The sequence below is a fragment of the Cryobacterium sp. Y11 genome (genome assembly GCF_002929535.1).
Lineage (GTDB): Bacteria > Actinomycetota > Actinomycetes > Actinomycetales > Microbacteriaceae > Cryobacterium.
This window is the reverse complement of sequence record NZ_PJJO01000021.1, coordinates 1-3,012: the sequence shown is the minus strand read 5'-3', so window position 1 is coordinate 3,012 and position 3,012 is coordinate 1. Positions and strand designations below refer to the sequence as shown.

Below are 3,012 nucleotides of genomic sequence, written 5' to 3'. Positions count from 1 at the left end.
TGGCGAGGGTGCCTCGAAAACTGGTCAACCGCTCGACAGCCGTGCCGATCGCAAGCGGCGGCAAAATGAGCAGGTTGACCAAAAGTCCCACCACTATTCCCAGAGAAACTTGGGCGAGATAACCGACCGAGTAATCATCGGCTTCCGGACCGCCGATGATGAGAACGAAAAGAGCAGTCAGGGGTACTTGTTCTCCGCCGACACCAAGCCACCGCATTCCTCCGATAAGAGAGCCAAGGCCGATAACCAGCGAGATCGTCCACACGCTGGGCTCGCTCAGGAGGAGCACGGCCCCAGCAAGGGCGATTCCCACGGCGAGCCCAGCGAGGGTTTGTAAAGCGCTGCGGAGAGAACGCATAAGCGTTGGGTGCATGCTCAAAAGTGCGCCCAGCGGCGCGTAGTACCGCAATTCCTGAGCGTCCCCGGGGAGAAAAGGGGACACCGTCCAGGCGATCGCCACAGCAACAGCAATCTTGGTGACCTGGAGGAATCGCGGAGGTTGAAGACGACGGACCAACGCCAGCCGTGATGCGTTCCACGGGAAAATCGTTCTCGACATCGTCTACGTCTCTTCCGCGGCAACGGAGAGTTGGGATCCGCTCGCCCCGCAGGTTAAGCGCGGATGCTGGCGAGGCGCTGGGAAACATCCGACAAGGAAACCACTCTCGCAGTCGCCGGTACGGAACTCAGAATTTTCGGAAGGGATGTCCACCTCCGTTCATGCCGTGTCCGACAACGCAACGGCGATGTCGAATCGATGCTGATCTTGCTCGCGGAACGCTCCTCAGCCAGCAAGGCACGCACCGCGAGCATCAATCAGATCCACGCACTATTGGTTCGCGCGCCCGAGGCAGTCCGACAGGATTTTCGTCGCTTTGACGGCGCCAAACTGGCGGTCACTCTCGCGCGCACACGTCCGGCGCCGGGGACCACTCCGAAGGTGATAGCTCGAGCATCCGCGAAACGGCTCGCGCAACGCCGCCAGGCGCTGACGGCAGACATTGCCCATATCGTCTTGCCGCGCTCAGACAACGAAGAGCGTCAGTGGATCCTTCACGCCGAAACCGTTCCGGAGCTCCGCCACGCCCCGAAACGGCTACTCGATCCGCAGTCTCAAGTGAAGAGGCTCACGCCACCTGGACCAACCAACAGTCCCACGACGATGAGCACAATACCCCAGAGAATTTGGCGTCGAAATAACGCGAAAATGCCTGCAATTACGAGGATTACCGCAATGATCCAGAGAATTGTTGCCATGGTGCTGCTCCATTTCATTCAGCGCCGACGGGCCGTACGCCCATAGCGGTTTTCGATCTGTTGAATCGAACGTACCCCCTGCTCGGTCTCTGACTACTGTGTTTTATCCAAAATGGCGTGGAGGTAAGACGCTGTCATCAGGTGTTAGCCGCCATGCGAACCGACCAAGAGAACCCAAGCACGGTCACGTCCCCCGAGGGGATGCTCTTATTGATGTCAAGCGGCTTTTTGCGCCGCCTTGGTTTATTGAGTTTTGTCGTCGAGCCATGCACTGAAGGCGACTTCCAGATTGGTGTCAGCACGTTCGGGCACTCGCGTCTATGGCCAGCAAAAAACACCAGCGAACAGGAGCCTTCCCCTTAACGCCGCCATATAAATCCAAAAACCCCAACGGTCGGCTCTGGCTGCTTGACTATCACTATGAAAGCCGCACTACTTTACCCCGCTGGATACAACGCCGAATTCCTTGAAGTCGCTCTGCCACTCCCGGCCCCTCCCGCAGGAACCCTGATTCGTGAACTGCTCTACACACATTTCACCGTGCTTCTCGACCCTGCGCGGCGCCTCGCGATCGCGACTGGCGTCAACATCGACGGGGATCACCTCGTTACCGTTGATCGAGGCGAAGGCTGGCACCTCGACTCGCGTATCCCGATCTACGAACAGGCCGGAGAGGACGTCTATGCCAGAAACGATCTCGACCGCGGGCACCTCGTCCGCCGCCTGGACCCGGTCTGGGGCGACACAACGACAGCCCGGCGAGCAAATTACGACACCTTCGCCTACACCAACGCCGCACCCCAAGCCGCAGCCTTCAACCAATCGAAACAACTCTGGCTCGGCCTCGAGGACCACGTCCTCACCTACGCACGCACCAACAGTAACCGCATCAGCGTCTTCACCGCCCCCGTACTCTCCGCCCAGGACCCGATATACCGCGGCGTGAAGATCCCGCAAGCATTCTGGAAGATCGCGGCATGGACCACGACCCTGCACGGCTCCACCGCTCTGCACGCTGCCGGATTCGTCCTCGACCAAAGTCCACAGTTAGAGGACATCGACCTTGACACGATCCACGCCCCAGCCCTCATGTACGGCACTCCCCCACCGCTTGGACCATACCGCACCTACCAAGCACCCATCGGGGACATCATCGACCTCACCGGGCTCAACCTGACCGCCCTATCCGAAGCAGACGTCTACGCCCCGGCCCCAACAATCCAGGAAGACACCGACCAGCGAACGCGCTGGGTCGAACTGACCGACACCGCAAGCATCCACCTCTAACCACACCGAATCATCTACAGCCAGCTCAGACCCCAGCGCGAAGGTAAACATAGACGGTTTCACGGCTGACCCCAAACTCTCGAGCAAGAACAGACTTCGGCACGCCCGCAGCAGCCTTCTCACGCAGCTCAGCCGCACGGACCACATCCAAGGATGGGATACGGCCGCGGTACACGCCACGTTTCTTCGCCAGGGCAATGCCCTCACGTTGACGCTCACGGATCAAAGACCGCTCAAACTCAGCAAACGCTCCCATAACGTTCAAGAGCAGGTTCGCCATTGCGTTGTCGTCACCGGTGAAGGAGAGTTGCTCTTTCACGAACTCGACCCGAACCTTCTTCGCGGTGAGCCGGCGCACGATCAAGCGAAGATCATCGAGGTTGCGGGCAAGACGATCCATGGAATGCACGAGAACAGTATCGCCATCTCGAACGAACCGAATCATCTCCTCCAGCTCGGGCCGGTTCT

General features: G+C 59.4%; 4 protein-coding genes. 1 reads left to right on the top strand and 3 read right to left on the bottom strand.

The window, feature by feature from the left end; translation table 11 throughout:
* On the bottom strand, window positions 1–559 hold a 559-nt coding region (locus CXY75_RS00245), incomplete at its 3' end, for an aromatic acid exporter family protein (protein ID WP_199182307.1).
* Between the two features lie 554 nt (window positions 560–1,113).
* Window positions 1,114–1,257: a GPGG-motif small membrane protein gene (locus CXY75_RS19935; protein WP_166786221.1), complete on the bottom strand. Its 144-nt coding sequence runs from the start codon at window positions 1,255–1,257 to the stop codon at window positions 1,114–1,116.
* A 420-nt stretch (window positions 1,258–1,677) separates the two neighbouring features.
* Between CXY75_RS19935 and CXY75_RS00240 the strand changes: the two genes are divergently transcribed.
* A complete protein-coding gene (locus CXY75_RS00240) occupies window positions 1,678–2,544 on the top strand; it encodes a DNA/RNA non-specific endonuclease (protein WP_104080899.1) in 867 nt (288 codons plus the stop codon).
* A 25-nt stretch (window positions 2,545–2,569) separates the two neighbouring features.
* On the opposite strand, the gene CXY75_RS00235 is transcribed toward CXY75_RS00240, so the two are convergent.
* The coding region (locus CXY75_RS00235; RefSeq protein ID WP_104080898.1) for a recombinase family protein at window positions 2,570–3,012 on the bottom strand (443 nt) is incomplete at its 5' end.

Excerpts from the sequence above, each read along its gene's own strand:
- CXY75_RS19935 (WP_166786221.1), bottom strand. The coding sequence starts at position 1,257 with ATGGCAACAATTCTCTGGATCATTGCGGTAATCCTCGTAATTGCAGGC.
- CXY75_RS00240 (WP_104080899.1), top strand. The coding sequence starts at position 1,678 with ATGAAAGCCGCACTACTTTACCCCGCTGGATACAACGCCGAATTCCTT.